At 38.6% G+C, this 16872-nt stretch carries 10 protein-coding genes; 5 read left to right on the forward strand and 5 right to left on the reverse strand.

Going from position 1 to position 16872, the window contains the following annotated elements:
- The first annotated feature begins 65 nt into the window (after positions 1–65).
- The 3 genes from F895_RS08960 to F895_RS08950 all read left to right on the forward strand — a co-directional run bounded on the left by F895_RS08960 (position 66) and on the right by F895_RS08950 (position 3196).
- Positions 66–1085: an MBL fold metallo-hydrolase gene (locus F895_RS08960; RefSeq protein WP_005241566.1), complete on the forward strand. Its 1020-nt coding sequence runs from the start codon at positions 66–68 to the stop codon at positions 1083–1085.
- A gap of 198 nt (positions 1086–1283) precedes the next feature.
- Positions 1284–1832, forward strand: coding sequence for an RrF2 family transcriptional regulator (locus F895_RS08955; RefSeq protein ID WP_005241568.1), 549 nt, complete (start codon positions 1284–1286; stop codon positions 1830–1832).
- 158 nt (positions 1833–1990) lie between these two features.
- On the forward strand, positions 1991–3196 hold the full coding sequence (locus F895_RS08950) for an NAD(P)/FAD-dependent oxidoreductase (protein ID WP_005241570.1): 1206 nt from the start codon (positions 1991–1993) through the stop codon (positions 3194–3196).
- A 683-nt stretch (positions 3197–3879) separates the two neighbouring features.
- Here the strand turns inward: F895_RS08950 and F895_RS20165 are convergent.
- Positions 3880–4269, reverse strand: a complete 390-nt coding sequence (locus tag F895_RS20165) for a hypothetical protein (RefSeq protein ID WP_193787490.1) — start codon at positions 4267–4269, stop codon at positions 3880–3882.
- A 155-nt stretch (positions 4270–4424) separates the two neighbouring features.
- On the opposite strand from F895_RS20165, the gene F895_RS0118940 reads away from it, so the two are divergent.
- On the forward strand, positions 4425–4937 hold the full coding sequence (locus tag F895_RS0118940) for a DUF4377 domain-containing protein (protein ID WP_005241575.1): 513 nt from the start codon (positions 4425–4427) through the stop codon (positions 4935–4937).
- A gap of 147 nt (positions 4938–5084) precedes the next feature.
- On the opposite strand, the gene F895_RS08945 is transcribed toward F895_RS0118940, so the two are convergent.
- From F895_RS08945 to F895_RS08935, 3 genes are all read right to left on the reverse strand, one after another.
- Entirely contained in the window at positions 5085–10241 is a 5157-nt protein-coding gene (locus F895_RS08945) for a DUF4011 domain-containing protein (RefSeq protein WP_005241576.1), read from the reverse strand.
- 172 nt (positions 10242–10413) lie between these two features.
- Entirely contained in the window at positions 10414–11748 is a 1335-nt protein-coding gene (locus tag F895_RS08940) for a flavin monoamine oxidase family protein (RefSeq protein WP_005241577.1), read from the reverse strand.
- Between the two features lie 135 nt (positions 11749–11883).
- On the reverse strand, positions 11884–13410 hold the full coding sequence (locus F895_RS08935; protein ID WP_005241578.1) for a TerC family protein: 1527 nt from the start codon (positions 13408–13410) through the stop codon (positions 11884–11886).
- A 502-nt stretch (positions 13411–13912) separates the two neighbouring features.
- Here F895_RS08935 and F895_RS08930 point away from each other — a divergent pair.
- Entirely contained in the window at positions 13913–14344 is a 432-nt protein-coding gene (locus F895_RS08930) for an SgcJ/EcaC family oxidoreductase (RefSeq protein WP_005241579.1), read from the forward strand.
- Between the two features lie 137 nt (positions 14345–14481).
- Here F895_RS08930 and F895_RS08925 read toward each other — a convergent pair whose 3' ends face one another.
- A complete protein-coding gene (locus F895_RS08925; RefSeq protein WP_005241581.1) occupies positions 14482–16680 on the reverse strand; it encodes a TonB-dependent siderophore receptor in 2199 nt (732 codons plus the stop codon).
- Positions 16681–16872: the final 192 nt, after the last annotated feature.

Consider the following 16872-nt stretch of genomic DNA (forward strand, 5'->3'; position numbering starts at 1 on the left):
CAAAATAAGCACTTATCTCGAGTTCTTATTTACAGATATAGGTTGTTCCACTCAAGGAAAACAAAATGACGATTTCAAACACAACTGACCTGCCTTCTCCCTTCATGTCATCACAGCAGCATAACGGTAAATTTAGAAATACGCGACCGAATCAGCAGACACATTCTTTTGGAAAAACGCTCGGCTTAATGTGGAAATTTTTGTTTAACAAACCCAAAAATACGGTGCCAAACCGAGAAATTCCTGTTTTAAGTTTATCTAAAGAGCAACTCATGAGTGCCCCTGACCGCTCTCTATTTCGTCTTGGTCATTCGACCATTTTATTAAAATTGCGTAATGAATTTTGGTTAACCGATCCTGTTTTCTCTGAGCGTGCTTCGCCTTTTCAGTGGATTGGCCCAAAACGGTTTCACCAACCACCGATTAGCATTGCGGACTTACCACCCATTAAAGGCGTGATCTTGTCGCATAATCACTATGACCATCTCGACTACCATGCAGTACTCCAACTCAAAGACAAAGTTGAACACTTCTTAACACCGCTTGGTGTTGGTGACACACTGATTAAATGGGGTGTGCCAGCAGAAAAGGTTCAGCAACTTGATTGGTGGGACACAACTCATGTGGATGGTCTTGAGCTGATTGCCACCCCTGCCCATCATTTTTCAGGCCGCGGTATGGGCGATAGCAACGCAACGCTTTGGGCATCATGGGTAATTATTGATAATGATCTACGGGTATTTTTTAGTGGTGATACTGGTTATTTCGATGGATTTAAAGAGATTGGACATCGTTACGGTCCCTTCGATCTCACCATGTTAGAAACTGGTGCCTATGATCCAGAATGGCCAGATGTTCACATGCAACCTGAACAAACTTTACAAGCACATCTCGATTTAAAAGGACGTCATTTGTTACCTGTCCATAATGGGACTTTTGACTTGGCGCTTCACGCTTGGGACGATCCGTTTGAACGGATCGTGGCTTTGGCTCATCAAAATAACTTGGCGATTAGTACACCTCAAATGGGTGAAGTATTGAACTTAAACGAGCCAAATGTCGAAAACCATTGGTGGCGTTCGTAATTTTATCCGATAATTTTTAAATTATTTACGGCCCCCAATCTTCGTTTAAAGGTATTTAGATTCAGTGATATAGCGCTATTCTTTTGAACTTGCATAATCTCTCAATGAAACTAGGACTAATGTTGTCTTAGTTTTATTGCTGACTTAAAACACAGACTCTATTAGTCTGTGTTTGTAATTGATCAATTATGAAATTAAATGGCTTATATCACTAGTAGCGTCGAGTATGCGATTCACTGTCTTCTTTTTCTTGTAAATAATGAAGATAAACCATTGAGTAGTAAGGATCTGGCTGAATTGCAAGGCGTTTCGCCAAGCTTTATGGCCAAGATTTTTCCTAAACTTGAAAAGGCAAAGCTTGTTTTGGCACAAGAAGGTGTTCGTGGTGGGTATTTACTGGCTCGCCCTGCTCATGAAATCAGTTTTCTTGATATTGTGAATGCAATCGAAGGCGAAAAACCACTTTTTGAATGCCAGGAAGTTCGTGGCAAATGTGCGGTCTTTAATAATACTCCCCCAGATTGGGCAACACATGGCGTGTGTGCTGTACATGCGGTTATGTTGCAGGCCGAGAAAGCCATGCGAGATGCGTTAGGTGCACATACATTGGGAGATATTGCAGACCGTTTTGGTCGTTATGCCCCTGATGTATTTTTTAGTGATGTAAATGGCTGGATCAATGAACGCATCGAAGGAAGAACAGCAAAAATGCGGAAAAGTAAAATCTCACGGGATACTCCCGACTAATTAGCTATAGGGCTTCGTGCCCTCAAATAATAACCTCCCCTAACTTTTTAACTCCTTCTCAGATTTTTTGGACAGTCAGAGAAAGGATTCGCTCATCCTAAATTTTATGATGAGTAGAAATTTGTGTGTCCGAATCAATCGACCAAAAGGATCATTAAATGAGTAAGCGTATTATTATTGCCGGTTCTGGCTTTGCTGGTCTATGGGCTGCACTTGCCGCACAACGCGCAATTCACTTAGCGGCACAAGAACAAAATATTGAAGTTCTGATGATTTCCCCTAGTCCGAATGTTGATATTCGTCCCCGTCTTTATGAAGCTGTACTTGAAAATATGTACCCTGACATTTTAGATATATTAAATGTTGTTGACGTTAAGTATGTCGCAGGTTGGGTGAATGAAGTTGATGCAACGGCCCAAAATATTATGATTACAACAACTCAGGGTGATCAACAAAGTTTAAGTTATGACCGTTTTATTTTGGCAACAGGCAGTACTGGCTATATGCCACCAATACCTGGTCTTAAAGACTTTGGATTTAGTGTAAGTACATTAAATGATGCAGAAAAATTAGATCAACATCTTAAAAGCTTGGCTAATAAACCTGTAAGTGTGGCTCGTAATACTGTGGTTGTTGCAGGTGGTGGACTCACGGGTCTTGAAACAGTCACTGAAATGCCTGAACGCCTGCGTAGCATTTTAGCTGAAACTGATATTCGTGTAGTTTTGGTTGATTCATCAGCAGAAATTGGTGCGGCAATTGGTGAGGAAGCAGCAGCTGTGATTCGTGAAGCGCTCACCGAACTCGGTGTTGAAGCTAAAGCTGGGTTACGGGTTACTGCACTTGATGCTACTGGTGTCACCCTTTCTAATGGTGAGAGAATTGAGACCAAAACTGTCATTTGGACAGCAGGTATGCGAGCTAATTCGCTTACTGCTCAAATTGTAGGTGAAAAAGATAATTTGGGGCGTATTCTAGGTGATGCTTATTTACATGCACCTGAAGCAAAAAATATTTTTGTGACAGGCGATACGGTAAAAGTTCCAACTGATGATTTAGGTAATTTTAACGTCATGTCTTGCCAGCATGCTATGAGTTTAGGCCGTGTCGCAGGTTATAATGCAGCTGCAGAGCTGGTAGATTTACCATTACATCCATATAGCCAGCCGAAGTATGTGACTTGTGTTGATTTAGGTCCATGGGGTGCACTATATACTGAGGGTTGGGATCGACAAGTTCAGTTTGTGCGTGAAGAAGCGAAAAAAATTAAACAAGAAATTAATACCGTATGGATTTATCCACCAGTTGCAGACCGTGAAGCAATTTTTGCAATAGCAAACCCTGATTTTGTTATTGTTCCTTAATATTTAGATATCCTAAAAGCAAAGCCATCGATGGTTTTACTTTTAGGATTTATTTTTGAGTTATTAAATTATAACTATTTTATTATCATGGTCTTTAAATAATAAATTTTTTATTCAAAATATGAAAAACTAAAAAACATCATTTCTAATAGCCCATACAGCCACAATCAAAGAAAAGGTAGTTAACAAGCTAAAAATCAAAGACATAAATAAAGCATATATTGCTAATTGATTAGGCCCGTTTATTGTAAAAAAACTCATATTGTTCCAATCTTCAGGAAAAAGAATTGAAAAAACAAATAAAGACAGTAAAAAGCTAAAAGAAAAACAGAATGGTGTTAAATACCTTAACTTCCATTTTGTCTTATGCAAAAAATATCCGATTATTAACAAAGTTGCAAAAAAATACCAAAATTTAAAATAGACATGATTTCCTCTTTAAATAGGCAAACGACACATATATGTACAACCTAGCTGAAGAGTACCACCAGAATTAAAATAGATTGTTACGCCTGTCCCGCTATACACACCATTAATATACATATCGACATATCCAGCACGGTATCCATTATCTTGATATCCTTTAAAGCCCAAATAATCAGAACCTTGAGGTAATCGTACTCGATTAGCTTCTCCACCACCGTATCTAGATGATGAATTCCGCTCGTTAGTATCATTTAATATTAAATTTGTAGTTTTTTACCTACGAGCATATTACCCATTAAAACCATATCAGCAGGCCTAGTTAGCTCTCTGAGCTTATTAACTTTAGTACTTTGCACCATATTATTGACAGCATTTAAACCTTTTAGCCCCCACTGCTTTATAACAGATGAACCTTGTGGAATCGCTGTAGGTACCGCTTTACTAACAACATGTACATCTGCTGCTAGAAATGCAGCTTTACCAATACCACCAAAAACAGCGCCTACAACCATTTGTTGTCCTAATTTTTTAATCGAGAATGAGTTTGAAAAATTATTAACTATTCCTGCTGCTCCAGTATTATCAGTATATGCATCATATACAGCCCCAATAAAAGTTTCTCCCGTATAAAATATACCTCCAACCACGGCACCCCATTGCAATTAAAATTGGATTCTCACCTGTCATATCGACATACCATGACAGGATGGGTTTAAGCCACCAGCTAAACCTTCAATACCAACCACTGTTTTAATATTGGATAGATCCAGCTCAATCAGATTTTTCCAGGACATTTCCGAATATGGGTGCCCATGAAAACACTTATTTTTTTAACAATATATTACTTCATCATTTATTTAAGTCTTATATGATCAAGTCTTCAACATTAAAATTGCAGATTAAAATGAAAAAATTTTTATATATTACAGTACTGGCTTTAGCATTAGTTGCATGTTCTAAAGAAGCAAACAAGTCTACAGAAACTCAGGCTGCAACTGAAGACAAAACCGTTGTCGCCCAAACTCCAAATAGAATCTCATATCTTGAAATTTCCCCTAAAACCGTAAAATGTGATGCTGGGGCGGCTCAACTTGATTGCTTGCAAGTAAAAAAAGTCGAATATAAAGATGGGAAAAAAACCTATTTGAGTCAAGATTGGGAAAACTTCTACACTGAAATTGAAGGATTTAATCACAACAATAATGAGCAGGTTTTCATCAAAGTAAAAGAATTTGATATTCCGAATCCACCTGCAGATGGATCAAGCATTCGCTATGTGCTTGACGAAGTTATCGAGCAAACTCCAAGTAAATAGGATGGATAGAAAAATCCTATCTGATAATACGGGGATTTTTCTTATGAAGATCTCATACCTTGATTTAAAAATGCATTCATGAGCTTGCATATTGTTATTGCTGTTCTACCCCCTGTCTTTTTGTGACATAAAGACAGGGGGTTATCGTTAGGCAACTGATTGTGATGCTTTTAACTCCAGCAATAATTTATTCAGATTTTCCATATTTTGTTCTGGGTCTAACCACCAATCTACAGTCCAAACGGATAAAACTTGCCAACCTAATCCATTTAATACCATTGGTCTGAGCTGATCTCGATCTCTTGCAGTCGCTGCTTTGGCATAGTTTTCACCATCGACAAGAATACCCGCAATATAACAACCCGAATTTAGATCATCTTTTATCGCTAAGTCTACACAGCTATCACCTTGACCGATCTCTATATCGACATTCCAACCGCGTTTTTCCAACATGGTTTGTAAATATTGTACAAGTTCTTTTTTAGCTTGCTTTTTCGCTTGATCGACATAATTCAGGTGTAATTGACCACTTCTGGCAAATATCAAAAAGTCTTTTAAATCCCGAACACCTTCGCTATTGGTACGTGCTAAATTAATTTCTTCTGGGCTTAGGGCAGAAAAAACATGTAAACCTTGCCGTGCACGAGTAATCGCAACGTTTAGACGGCGTTGTCCACCTTGCCGATTCAGTGCACCAAAATTCATTGATAAACGACCATTCTGATCTTTGGCATATGTAATTGAAAAAACAATAATATCTCGCTCATCGCCTTGTACATTTTCCAAGTTTTTCACGAATAAGGGTTCAATACCTGCTTTACTTAAACTTTCTAGTTCAGGCTGATGTGCCAGTTCATTATCCAGCAAGTCCTCGATCAGTTTCTGTTGAGTCATATTGAAAGTTACAACCCCCAAGGTCAAAGGATTCTCTTGTCCTAACTGTGACTGTAAATGCTGAATAATGAACTCTACAATCGCTTTTGCTTCATTGCTGTTGGTTCTTGTATCACCTTTATCGTAAACACCCTCAACCATATGTAATTTTACAGCGGTATCCTTGGCAACTGGCGCAGGGAAAGTAAATAACCCCCCTTTGTAATACTTTTGATTACTGAATTGAATCAGGCTTTCATAACGGCTACGATAATGCCAGTTTAAAGCCAGCTCAGGCAGTTGGGCAGCAAGACATTCATCCAGAATACTTTCCAAGTCTTCAGTAACTTCTTCATCAACCTCTTCTTCAGAATCACCTTTACCAAAGAAACTTGTTGGTGGCATTTGCTTATTATCTCCCACCACAATCGACTGCTTACCTCTGGCCAATGCACCAATCGCATCCCATACTGGAATCTGGGAGGCTTCATCAAAAATCACCACATCAAATTTTGCCTCTGTATCCAGATATTGAGCAACAGATAAAGGGCTCATTAATAAACATGGCTTTAAACCGACCAAGACATCTGGAATTTGACGCATCAATTCGCGAACAGGAATATGACGGCGTTTTTTGCCTAATTCTTTGTTTAATACTGTCCATTGCGCTTTATATTGATTCTGCTCAGTAAAAATATGATTCCATCGATGGATAATTTCCTGACTTGCAGCAAGCTGATGCTGTTTATCTTGCTGAGCAAAAGATTTTACCTTTTGCTCATGTTGTTGACTGTTGAACTGATTGAGTTCCGGATGCTGGCTAAATTGATGGGTAATCCAGTGTCTCGCTATATTGATATTTAGGCGCTTTAATGCCTCATCCAACGCGAATGGAGCCTGTAGCAGCTCAAAGGCCAATGGTTTTAAACCATTTTTAACCAATTGCTCTTTCATTGCTTGCCAATTTAACCAATGTCTCCAAGCTGAAACGTGATGCTGTAATTGCTGTTGTCTTTCAAGAATCTCTTCAAAATTAATATTTTGATATTCAGTGATTAGACCATCTTTTTGCAGTGCATGATCATTGAGCAATTGACTGAATGAAGTTTTCACATCCGTTATATTTTGTATGAGCGCATCCAAATCATGATTCTGACTAAATGCTAAAGCTTTGAATAAGGTTGATTGATTCGTGCTGGTTGCTGCCATAATCTGCATAATCTCTTGCCACTGATTATGCATCTTTTCAAAACTTTGCCATGCACTGTCTTCACCCTGCCAGTAACCACCAAGTTTAGCTGCTAACTGATTTTCACACTCAGTAAATTGATGTTGTTGGCGCTGAATATTCTGTAAAATTGGCAAGTCATGTGCAACGGCCGACGTTGTCGGGCGTTGTGCTGAAATTTGGTAGGTTTTAACCAGATTTCTCAACTGGAACTTCGCAAACCATGAAAATGGAAAAATTTTTGCTTCCGCTTCGCGCCATTTAAATGCAATTTGATTTAAGTCGACTTGATATATTTGAGGCTGATATTGTCCAATCAACTCGGCACGTTGTTGTTTAAGATCTTGAGCCAACTGTTGTGCATGCGTAATAGTTCTTAAATCAATGTCCTTCATCAGCGCTAATAATTTTAAATCTGTTTGCTGGACAAGAACAGATAAGGCCTTAAAAATTGAAACATCTTGTTCAACCTGACCCAGATTGTGCTTTTTATCAAATTCAAAAACATCTTGCCAAGCAGAAATGGACTTTTGCAAATTCTGTATTTGTACTATCAGTTGGTCTTGTAATCGTTGATATTGTTCCTGCCACGCTAAACTCCAAATTGGTTCGGATAGACCTTCTGCAAAACCATTTAAGACATTTTTAGCATTTTCATTTACTAGCTGACGTAAGCTCACCGCCTGTGTCACAGTCTCATTCAGTAACTCGCGTTTCTGAGCTGTCAGGGTGGCAATATTGAGATCAGGAAAACGTAATTGAGGCGTTTCCCGATAGCGGAGTTCATCACTCATTGCAGCGTACAGACTCCAGCCAATTGCATGTGTTGTATGAAGATTTTTTACATGCTGATTCAGTTCATCACGAGTGTGGACTAATTGATCTGAAAGTTTCTGCCATTCTGTTTTTTGGGGTTGAGTAGTTAAAAAATAAGGATCATTGTTTTTCTGAGCCCGTTCTCTCAGTTGATCCAGCACCTCCATTTTTTGTGCTTTAGAGGAGTGTAGTTGCAAACACAATTCGCTTAAGCCGATTTGTGTCAGGCGACGATAGACGACTTCTAATGCCGCCATTTTTTCAGAAACGAATAATACCGATTTACCATCAGCCAAACACTGCGAAACCATATTGGTAATGGTCTGTGACTTACCTGTACCTGGAGGGCCTGACAATACAAAAGTACGTCCCAAAGCAGCGGACATGACTGCGGCTAACTGCGAAGAATCAGATGATAAGGGTGTAAATAATTGTTGGGGTTGATATTTCTCATCTAGCTGAGTTGGTTGTGGAAACTCAGCTTGTTTAATAAACGGTTCGCGTGGAGATTCAATCAGATGGTTAACTACAGCCTGATTTTTTAGCTGATCCATTCTTGAAGATAAATCAAGCCACATTAAATATTTTGAGAATGAGAACTGGCCAATAGCAGCCTCTGCTTTTACTTCCCAGCCTGCAATATTGACAATCGCCTTACGAACAATATGTAATATCTGATTGACATCCACACCAGACTCATCAGTTGGTAACGGATTTAAACCCGCAATGTCCAACTCAAAATCCTGTCTTAATAATTGTAATAATGTGGAGTTAAAACGCGGCTCATCATCATATATAAACAACCGATAACCGGTTTTAGCTGTCTCACGGGTGATTTGTACCGGGATTAGTAGAAGCGGTGCTTTAAAGGTACGTTTCGAACGTTCTGACTCTTTCCATTCTAAAAAGCCAATTGCAAGAAATAATGTATTCGCACCACCTTCTTCCAAAGCAGTCCGTGAAGCACGATAGACTTCAATCAACCGCTTTTCCAATAAAGGTGTTTCAAGTGGACTAAATAATAATTTTCTAGACAGGCTTTCATCGACATATTGGTCGATATGCTGGCTTTCATTGTCGCGTTGAACATCTTTAAGCGAAATACTTTCAGTGCTCTTAAATAAAAAGCCTTCCTGATTCGCCAACGCATCTTCCAGTTTGCTTAAGGTAAGTTCAGAGCACTGTAAGGGAATGCTGTAACGATTATCTTTAAAGTTTAAGAGCTTATTGCGAAGACTTAAATCCAATAAACGACGTAGCCAACGGTCAACTCGCGTAGTTTTATTTTCAATGGGACGTTCAATATCGTAAACAGGAATAGATGCAGATGCCCATTCTATCTCAGTTTCATCTAGATGATTTCTCTTCTCCAAATAAGCAGCAATTGGTTTAATACCACGTAATCGAGACTGCCGCACATCAATTGCAAGATAGAATTCATTTTGGCGGGATTCATCCTTAATGTATTGTTTCGCTGTTTCAAGTGCCGAAATAAATTTTGCTTGTTGTGTGATGAGCGTCGTTTCTATAAAAACAATCTCACCTAAATCGTAACGCTTTCTTAAAAGCTGAATATCATCAATGATTAAATCAGCATTGGGCGTTTCATTTAACCAGACCCCAAGATATGCGTGTCGCTCTTCAATAATAACCAGAGTATCTAAACCAATCTGTTCCGCCAAGGCACTTAACAACAATGTGGAGTCTAAACAGCATGCTAGTTTTTCTTCAAAAACTTGTTTTGCCAAACGGACGCGTTGCCCTGCTTTTACAAAACTTGCAGGGCTTACAATGTAATGAATCTGTTGCTGTAATAGCGACTCCCAGAGGGCATTCAACTGAGATAAAACAGCATCCCGATCTCGCTCCAGATATCCAGTTAATGAACCTGATTGCTTGTTTTTTAGAATTTCACTGGCTTTAACCAGAACGGGGCTGAGGGCTGCTGCATTGGGTTGCGAAAAACTGGCCAACAATTCAATTGGCTGACGTTCCCCACCCCATGTATCAATGGTCAACAGATCAATCTCTACCTGTTGTTCTGCTAGTACCTCGCCTTTTTCATTTACCCAAATGGCTTCGATATGCCCCTTTATATTTTCAGGTAACTCTTGCAATAACTTGATATCAAAAACTAATTTTGGCTTATCAAGTGCCAAAACTTGATTAGCCGCCAGATTTGCAATATGAATGGTGTGTGCTTTGAAATATTCTGGATTAGAACGCAGAATGACTTTTGAATCGGTAATATTGTCTATAGATGAGATTAAGATTTGTCTGATTAGAGGGACTGAATTTTGCTGTAAAACAAAATTTAAAGCTGAAGTGCAATCAACTTGTAATGAATATTTAGAACCAAGTTGTTGTTTACTTTCAACTTCTGACATTATTTTCCCCTTATCGATTTTATAGGATCTAATTAAAGACATGCTTAAAAATTAAAGTCACAATATTAAATGATTTATCTCATATTTAAAAATTAAACCTGATATTGAACAAATAAAGCTTATACATATAAAAACAGCCTATTCATGGTCGGCTGTTTTTTATCACTTCAAGCTATTTGGTGTATTTTTGAATCGCTTCGCTTACTTCTAGACCAGAATGATAAGCACCATGTACCGTTCCGGCTCCAAATGAAGCCAAATGTTCGCCTGCAAAAAATACTTTGTTCTGGATAGGTTGCTTAAGTATTTCAATCTGATCTGACGTCTGCCCAACAGAATGATAACTAAAAGAGCCTTCTGAAAATTGATCTTTCCCCCATTCAGTCTTAAATATCTGTATTGGTTGAGGAATTTCATCAAAAATGAGTGCTAAAGATACTTTAATGTTGTGCCAAACCTCTTCACAACTTGTATCTTCAAGCCAAGTTGCAGATGCACCACCGAATAAAAATAATAATGTTGGCTGATGATAAAGTTCACTCACATCTAAAAAGTTGAGCCAACCATGCTGGTTATGAATATAGATGTTTTTGCTTTGGTCATATTGTGCCGATTTCCAAAAATTTTGATCAAAACTCACAAAAAGTTTATTAAACGTGCCAAATCCTAAATGGTTAATGACCTGCTTTTTTTCTTGAGATAAATCTGGAAAAAATTGGAGACGCTGCTTTTTAAGCACGCCCAATGGCACAGTAACAATGACCTGACTTGCACAGAAGCATTCGGCATTTTCAGTAAAAATTTGAATTGTATCTTGAGTATAGTCAATCTGTTGAACAACTTTGTTGGTCAATACCGTAATGTTTCTAGACAAGAATTCGATTACCTGTATATAACCTTGAGGAAAAATAACTTCATCTCCAGGGTAATACCCTTCATTTTTCCAAAATTCAGCAGATAAATGCGCTAAATCACTTGCACAAGGGTCTTCCGCTAATAGATTAAAAAAATCAAACAGCATTTTTTTCAGTTTTATCACTGCTTGTTCATCGAGATCAAACTGCGTGTTTATATACAGCAAAAATTCTTCTTCATTCATCCACAGTTGTAAGGCTGCTAATGCATGAGGATAGTGCTCATGTGGATCAATTTCTTTAAACCGATTCAACAAATAGTCCAGACTTGTTTCAAAAATTAATTTTTCTTCTGAATTAAAGGGTTGCTGTTTACCTTGGTAGTAAATGGACTGATCATAATTAAATACGGTAGTTTGAATCTGATTATGCTGAACAATGTTCCAGATTGGATTATTTTCAATCCCATGAATCCATGAAGCACCAAGATCATAACACTCGTGCTTAATTTCTTGACTAAAAATGCGACCGCCCAATCTATCTCTGGCTTCTAAAACCAGTACCCTTTTCCCCATCTTTTTCAGTTCACGCGCAGCTGTCAGGCCTGCTACACCAGCGCCAATTATAATAATAGGCTCTTGACTTGTATTCATTGGAAAATCACCTTTAGCGCACTTAAAGAAATGATTAAGGCCGCATTGAAATGAAAAAAGCAGCATGTATGTCACATGCTACTTCTGGTATTCAACTACAGTCTTAATATTAATCTAATGCTTTTATTAAATTAACTAGTTAAAATTAATGATTACCGTTTTAATCCGATTACCATCCATCTCGGTCACTTCAAAGTTTAAGCCTTGATAATCGATAACTGTGCCAGCGTCAACGATCCCATCCAGCTTATCTAAAATGAGTCCAGACACGGTAATGTATCCTGTTTCATCATCAATTAAATCTACCCCGAGCTGTAACTCGAGTTGATACAAATCTAAGGTGCCGGATGCTTTCCACGTTGTTTCCCCCACCTTGATCAATTCAAGCTGCTCATCTGCATCGGGAAACTCACCTGCGATTGCTTCAAAAACATCCAAAGGGGAAATTAAGCCCTGTACATTGCCAAACTCATCATTGACTAAAACCAATGAACCTTTCGATGTACGTAATGTATTGATGACATCAATGACTTTCATCTTTTCAAAAATAAAAATCGGTCGCTGTGCTTTGATCAGAGATTTTAATTCTGCTTCATCATCCAATACATCCAAAATTTCTTTTGCACGAACGACACTCAACACCTTATCTAAGCTGCCACGGCATACTGGAAATAAGCTATGCGGGACAGATAAAATTTGCTCGCGTATTTTTGCTGACGTTTCATTGATATTGATCCAAGAAATTTGGCTGCGTGGCGTCATGATCGATGCAACAGATCGTTCTGCCAGCATTAAGACGCCCCCAATCATATAACGTTCTTGGTCAACAAAGGTGCCTTGTGCTTCTGCATGCTGCAGAGGACTTGTCGTGGTCGTTTCTGATTTCCCACCCATCAACTTTAAAATCGTATCTGCAGTACGATGACGTAATGGAATCTTAGATTCATGCTTTGATCTATTCCGTTGTGTGAATTGATTGAATGCTTCAATAACAATCGCAACACCAATACCTGAGTAGATATAACCTTTAGGAATATGGAAACCAAAACCTTCGGCAATCAAACTAATCCCGATTAACAATAAGAAACTTAAGCAAAGAACAATCACCGTTGGATGTCGATTGACAAAGCTGGTCAATGGTTTCGAGGCAAGCAGCATCACAAGCATTGCCACGACCATTGCGACCATCATGACATAGATATTATCGACCATACCAATTGCTGTAATGACGGAATCTAATGAGAATACAGCGTCCAGAACAACGATTTGTGCCACAACTGCCGTGAAGCTTGCATAAACAACATTGGTTGTAATTTTGACTTCAGGTTTACCTTCCATTCGCTCATGTAATTCACTGACTGCTTTATACAGTAAGAATAAGCCACCAAACAAAAGAATCAGATCACGACCAGAAAAAGACCAGTCAAAAATAAAAATAAGCGGTTTTGTTAAGGTGACTAACCAAGAGATGGCGAACAATAGACCTAAACGCATAATCAATGCGAGAGATAAACCAATGACTCTGGCCTTATCCCGTTGGGAAGGAGGAAGTTTATCTGCCAAAATGGCAATAAAGACGAGATTATCAATCCCTAAAACAATCTCTAAAACGATCAGAGTAAGCAAACCTACCCAAATCCCAGGATCTAATAAAAATTCCATTATTTACTCCCTAAACAAAAATAAGGAGTCATGAAACTGTACTTTAAGATCTTCCCAGGCGAAGGATCCATATATATTGACCTTTTCTACAATAGTTGCCTTGATTATGCCTAAGTTTTAAATGCTAAGTTTATATTTTTAAAAAAATAAAAAAAACATAAATGAAGTTTAAAAAAGCAATAAATATCAGATTGATATGTTTAATAAGACGTTATAGAACTTGGCATAAAATATTGAATTAGAATAATTACTTACAAAATTATCTAATGCTCGGATTTGAAATGACGCTCGATCATCAACGCCACTTACTATTTGTTCAACGGTTAGAAATCTATATTTAAGCCATTCGAGCAGCACAAATGCGTGGTGAAATACGTGCAGGCGATGCCAAGGAAATCAAAAATTTTCTGCTCTGTGGTATTCTTGAATAGGCTTGGGGAAATCCAAAGAGCTTAAAAGAAATGACTATCGGTGCACTCATCCTTGGATTGAGGTAAGAACTATGCTTGCTAAAACATCAACGCCTGAACAAATTCCACACTTATTCCAAATGGCTTGGAATGAACATGACATGGCTGCTTTTGCTTCATTGTTTTGTGAAGATGCCAGTTTTGTAAACCGCTTTGGACACTATGTGAAAGGTGTTGATGAAATCATTGCCATGCACGCTCCAATCCATGCAACGATATATCGTGACTCTACCCTTCAAAATGAAATCATAGAGCTAAACTCTATCTCAAATGAGGTTACCATCATCCATTTCTGGAGTCGTTTAAGTGCAGGTCTTGCACATCCGGCTGGACCACATCAGGTAGATACCCTGATTCTCTGCGTACTCACCAAACAAAATGACGCATGGTTTATCCGTGCTTTAGAGAATGTAATGCTCACCAATCCGCGAACTGGACAAACCATTTTAAGAGATCACATCTAATCTAAATTACATTTTCAAATGTGATTTATTTGAATGAAACATTTGCCTCATTTAGGTTATATATTGAATGATAAGTATTAGATCAGAACAAATAGCCACCTTTATTGGTGGCTATTTAGATATGAAATTTTTAAGAATTAGAAGTTAAAGGTCCATGCCAACTGTGCTGTCCGCGGTGCTCCAAGGAATAGATAATCATCTCCAAAGAAACTCCCTGCATCTCGCCAGTATTTTTTATTCAAGACATTATCAACATTAAAACGAAGTGTATTGTCATAACCATAAGCACGGAAATTATAAGCAGTACCGAGGTTGAATATGGTATAGCCAGAAACTTTGGCTGTCGCCGTTTTATTGGCATATTTACTGCTGCTGTACTGCATACCTGCCAATAAACGTAATCCATCCATTTGTGGAACTTGATACGATAGATAACTGGCAAAGCGAACCGTTGGTACATTCTGGGTTTGGTGCCCTTGGTATTCAGCAACGTCTAGGTCTTTTAAACGTGAATGGGTAAGTGCCAAGCTTGATGTTATATCAAGATTTTGCCCCAATCGTCCCTGTACACCGAGTTCCAGACCGATATTATGCTGTTGACCTTCGCTAACATAAAAATTGTCTGCGTTGGTATATTGATTATCCTGTTTTAAATCAAACAATGCCGCCGTAAAAAGTACATCTTGCCATTGCTGTTTAATCCCCAATTCATACTGTGTTGAATGTACCGGCGCTAAAGTTGCAAAAGCATTTCCCGCGATCCCTTTTTCTGGATTTCCTGTAGCAAACCATGGCGCTTGTCCGCCATCACTTAGACCTTTGGCATATGAGGCATATACATGGGTGTGTTCCCACGGCTGATACATCAACGCCAATTGCGGTAAAAAACGATTAAAATTGGCATCTCGAATGTTGTTGCCATCTACATCATAAGCATGTTCATTTAAATGTAGTAGTTTCCCACCCGCAAGAACTGACCACTCTTTATTAAAATCAATATGATCGAGTAAGGTTATTGCTGTTTGCTGGCTTCTTAATGATGTATAACGATTACCTAAAGTTGCATTAGATGGCGTAAAGGTCACACTATCGGTATATATGTTTCCTGTTCCAATTAACTCATTCATCGCATTGTGCTGAGCATGGCGTTTATAACTGTGTGATAATTCTAAATTGAGTGTATGTTGCCAAGTTACAGTGTTGAATTTACCACTTAATCCTGTCTTAAACTGATTGGTTAAATAGCTATCATCTGGGTTGCGGAAATCATAGATATCATAATTGCCGTGTTGATCAAAGCTATTCCCTAATCCTGCGGTTTGACATATTTCGCTATCACAACCCCAAGCAAATGAAGAATAATCATCGACTACGACACGGCTTTGAGATGCACTCAGATTCGCAGTCCAGCTGTCATTCACTTGATAAATATATTTTAAACCCGTGTTAAGACTTTCATTGGTGATTGGGGTACTCCAGCTTTGATAACCCAATAAACGATCCCAATCCACGCCAGTAGGCACAGTTTTACCATCCAGTAATTGATAGCCAGGCACTGATCGTTGGCGTTGGCGCTGTGATTCAAGATCAAATTCAAGCTTTGAACGATCTGAGATTTTCCAATCCAAAGCTACAGAACCAAATAAACGCTGACCGTTAGCATGCTCAACATTTGGATGAAGCTCTTCTTTCGCCACATTCACCCGATAACCAAATTGCTGATCTGGTCCAGTTAGACCACCAATGTCCGTTGCAATACGATTACCGCCGCGACTATCGACTTCAACCGTAATAGACTGGATATCTTTTGGTCGCTTGGTCACATAGTTCACCACACCACCTGGTGTAGACATCCCACTTTGAATGGCACTGATGCCTTTTAATATTTCAACTTGTTCTTTATTTTCAAGTGCAACGTTCTGCTCGCCGCGTAATAAATTACCATTCAGTAAATAACTTGATCCCAAGTTAAGGGCAAAACCACGCATCATAACATTTGGATAATAGCCAATTGGCGCATAACCATCGCCAACCGCTGCATCATTTTTCACAACATCTGTCAGGGTTTTGGCATGTTGGTCAGCAATGCGTGTAGCTGTCACGGTGCTAATCGATGCAGGAATTTCCGCAAGCGTTTGCTGAGTAAAGCCTGATAAATTGACTTTAGGCTGATAATAGCCCTCTTCCCCTGTTTGTGCTTTAACCGTAATTGTGGCCAGACGGGCTGTATCACCTTCGATTTCAGCATATACGATTCCAGAGCTGAGGCTTAGATAAGAAAATGAACCTACAGCCAGTAATGCTTTTTGTAAACGAGAAAATGGATACGTTTTCACAGTTGTTGTCTAACCCCAAAAGAGAATGATACAGCTTAAACTTTGCGGGCATGAGTATTCACAATTTTCTCAGATTGAACAAGCATGTTTTTCAATATATCTATTTTAATTAAGGTTGAAATTCACTGGTGGTCGTATCGAAGCAACATTCAAGTGAAAATACGGAATCTGCTGTGGCATCACATATTGACC

The sequence above is a fragment of the Acinetobacter sp. CIP 64.2 genome, assembly GCF_000369645.1.
Lineage (GTDB): Bacteria > Pseudomonadota > Gammaproteobacteria > Pseudomonadales > Moraxellaceae > Acinetobacter.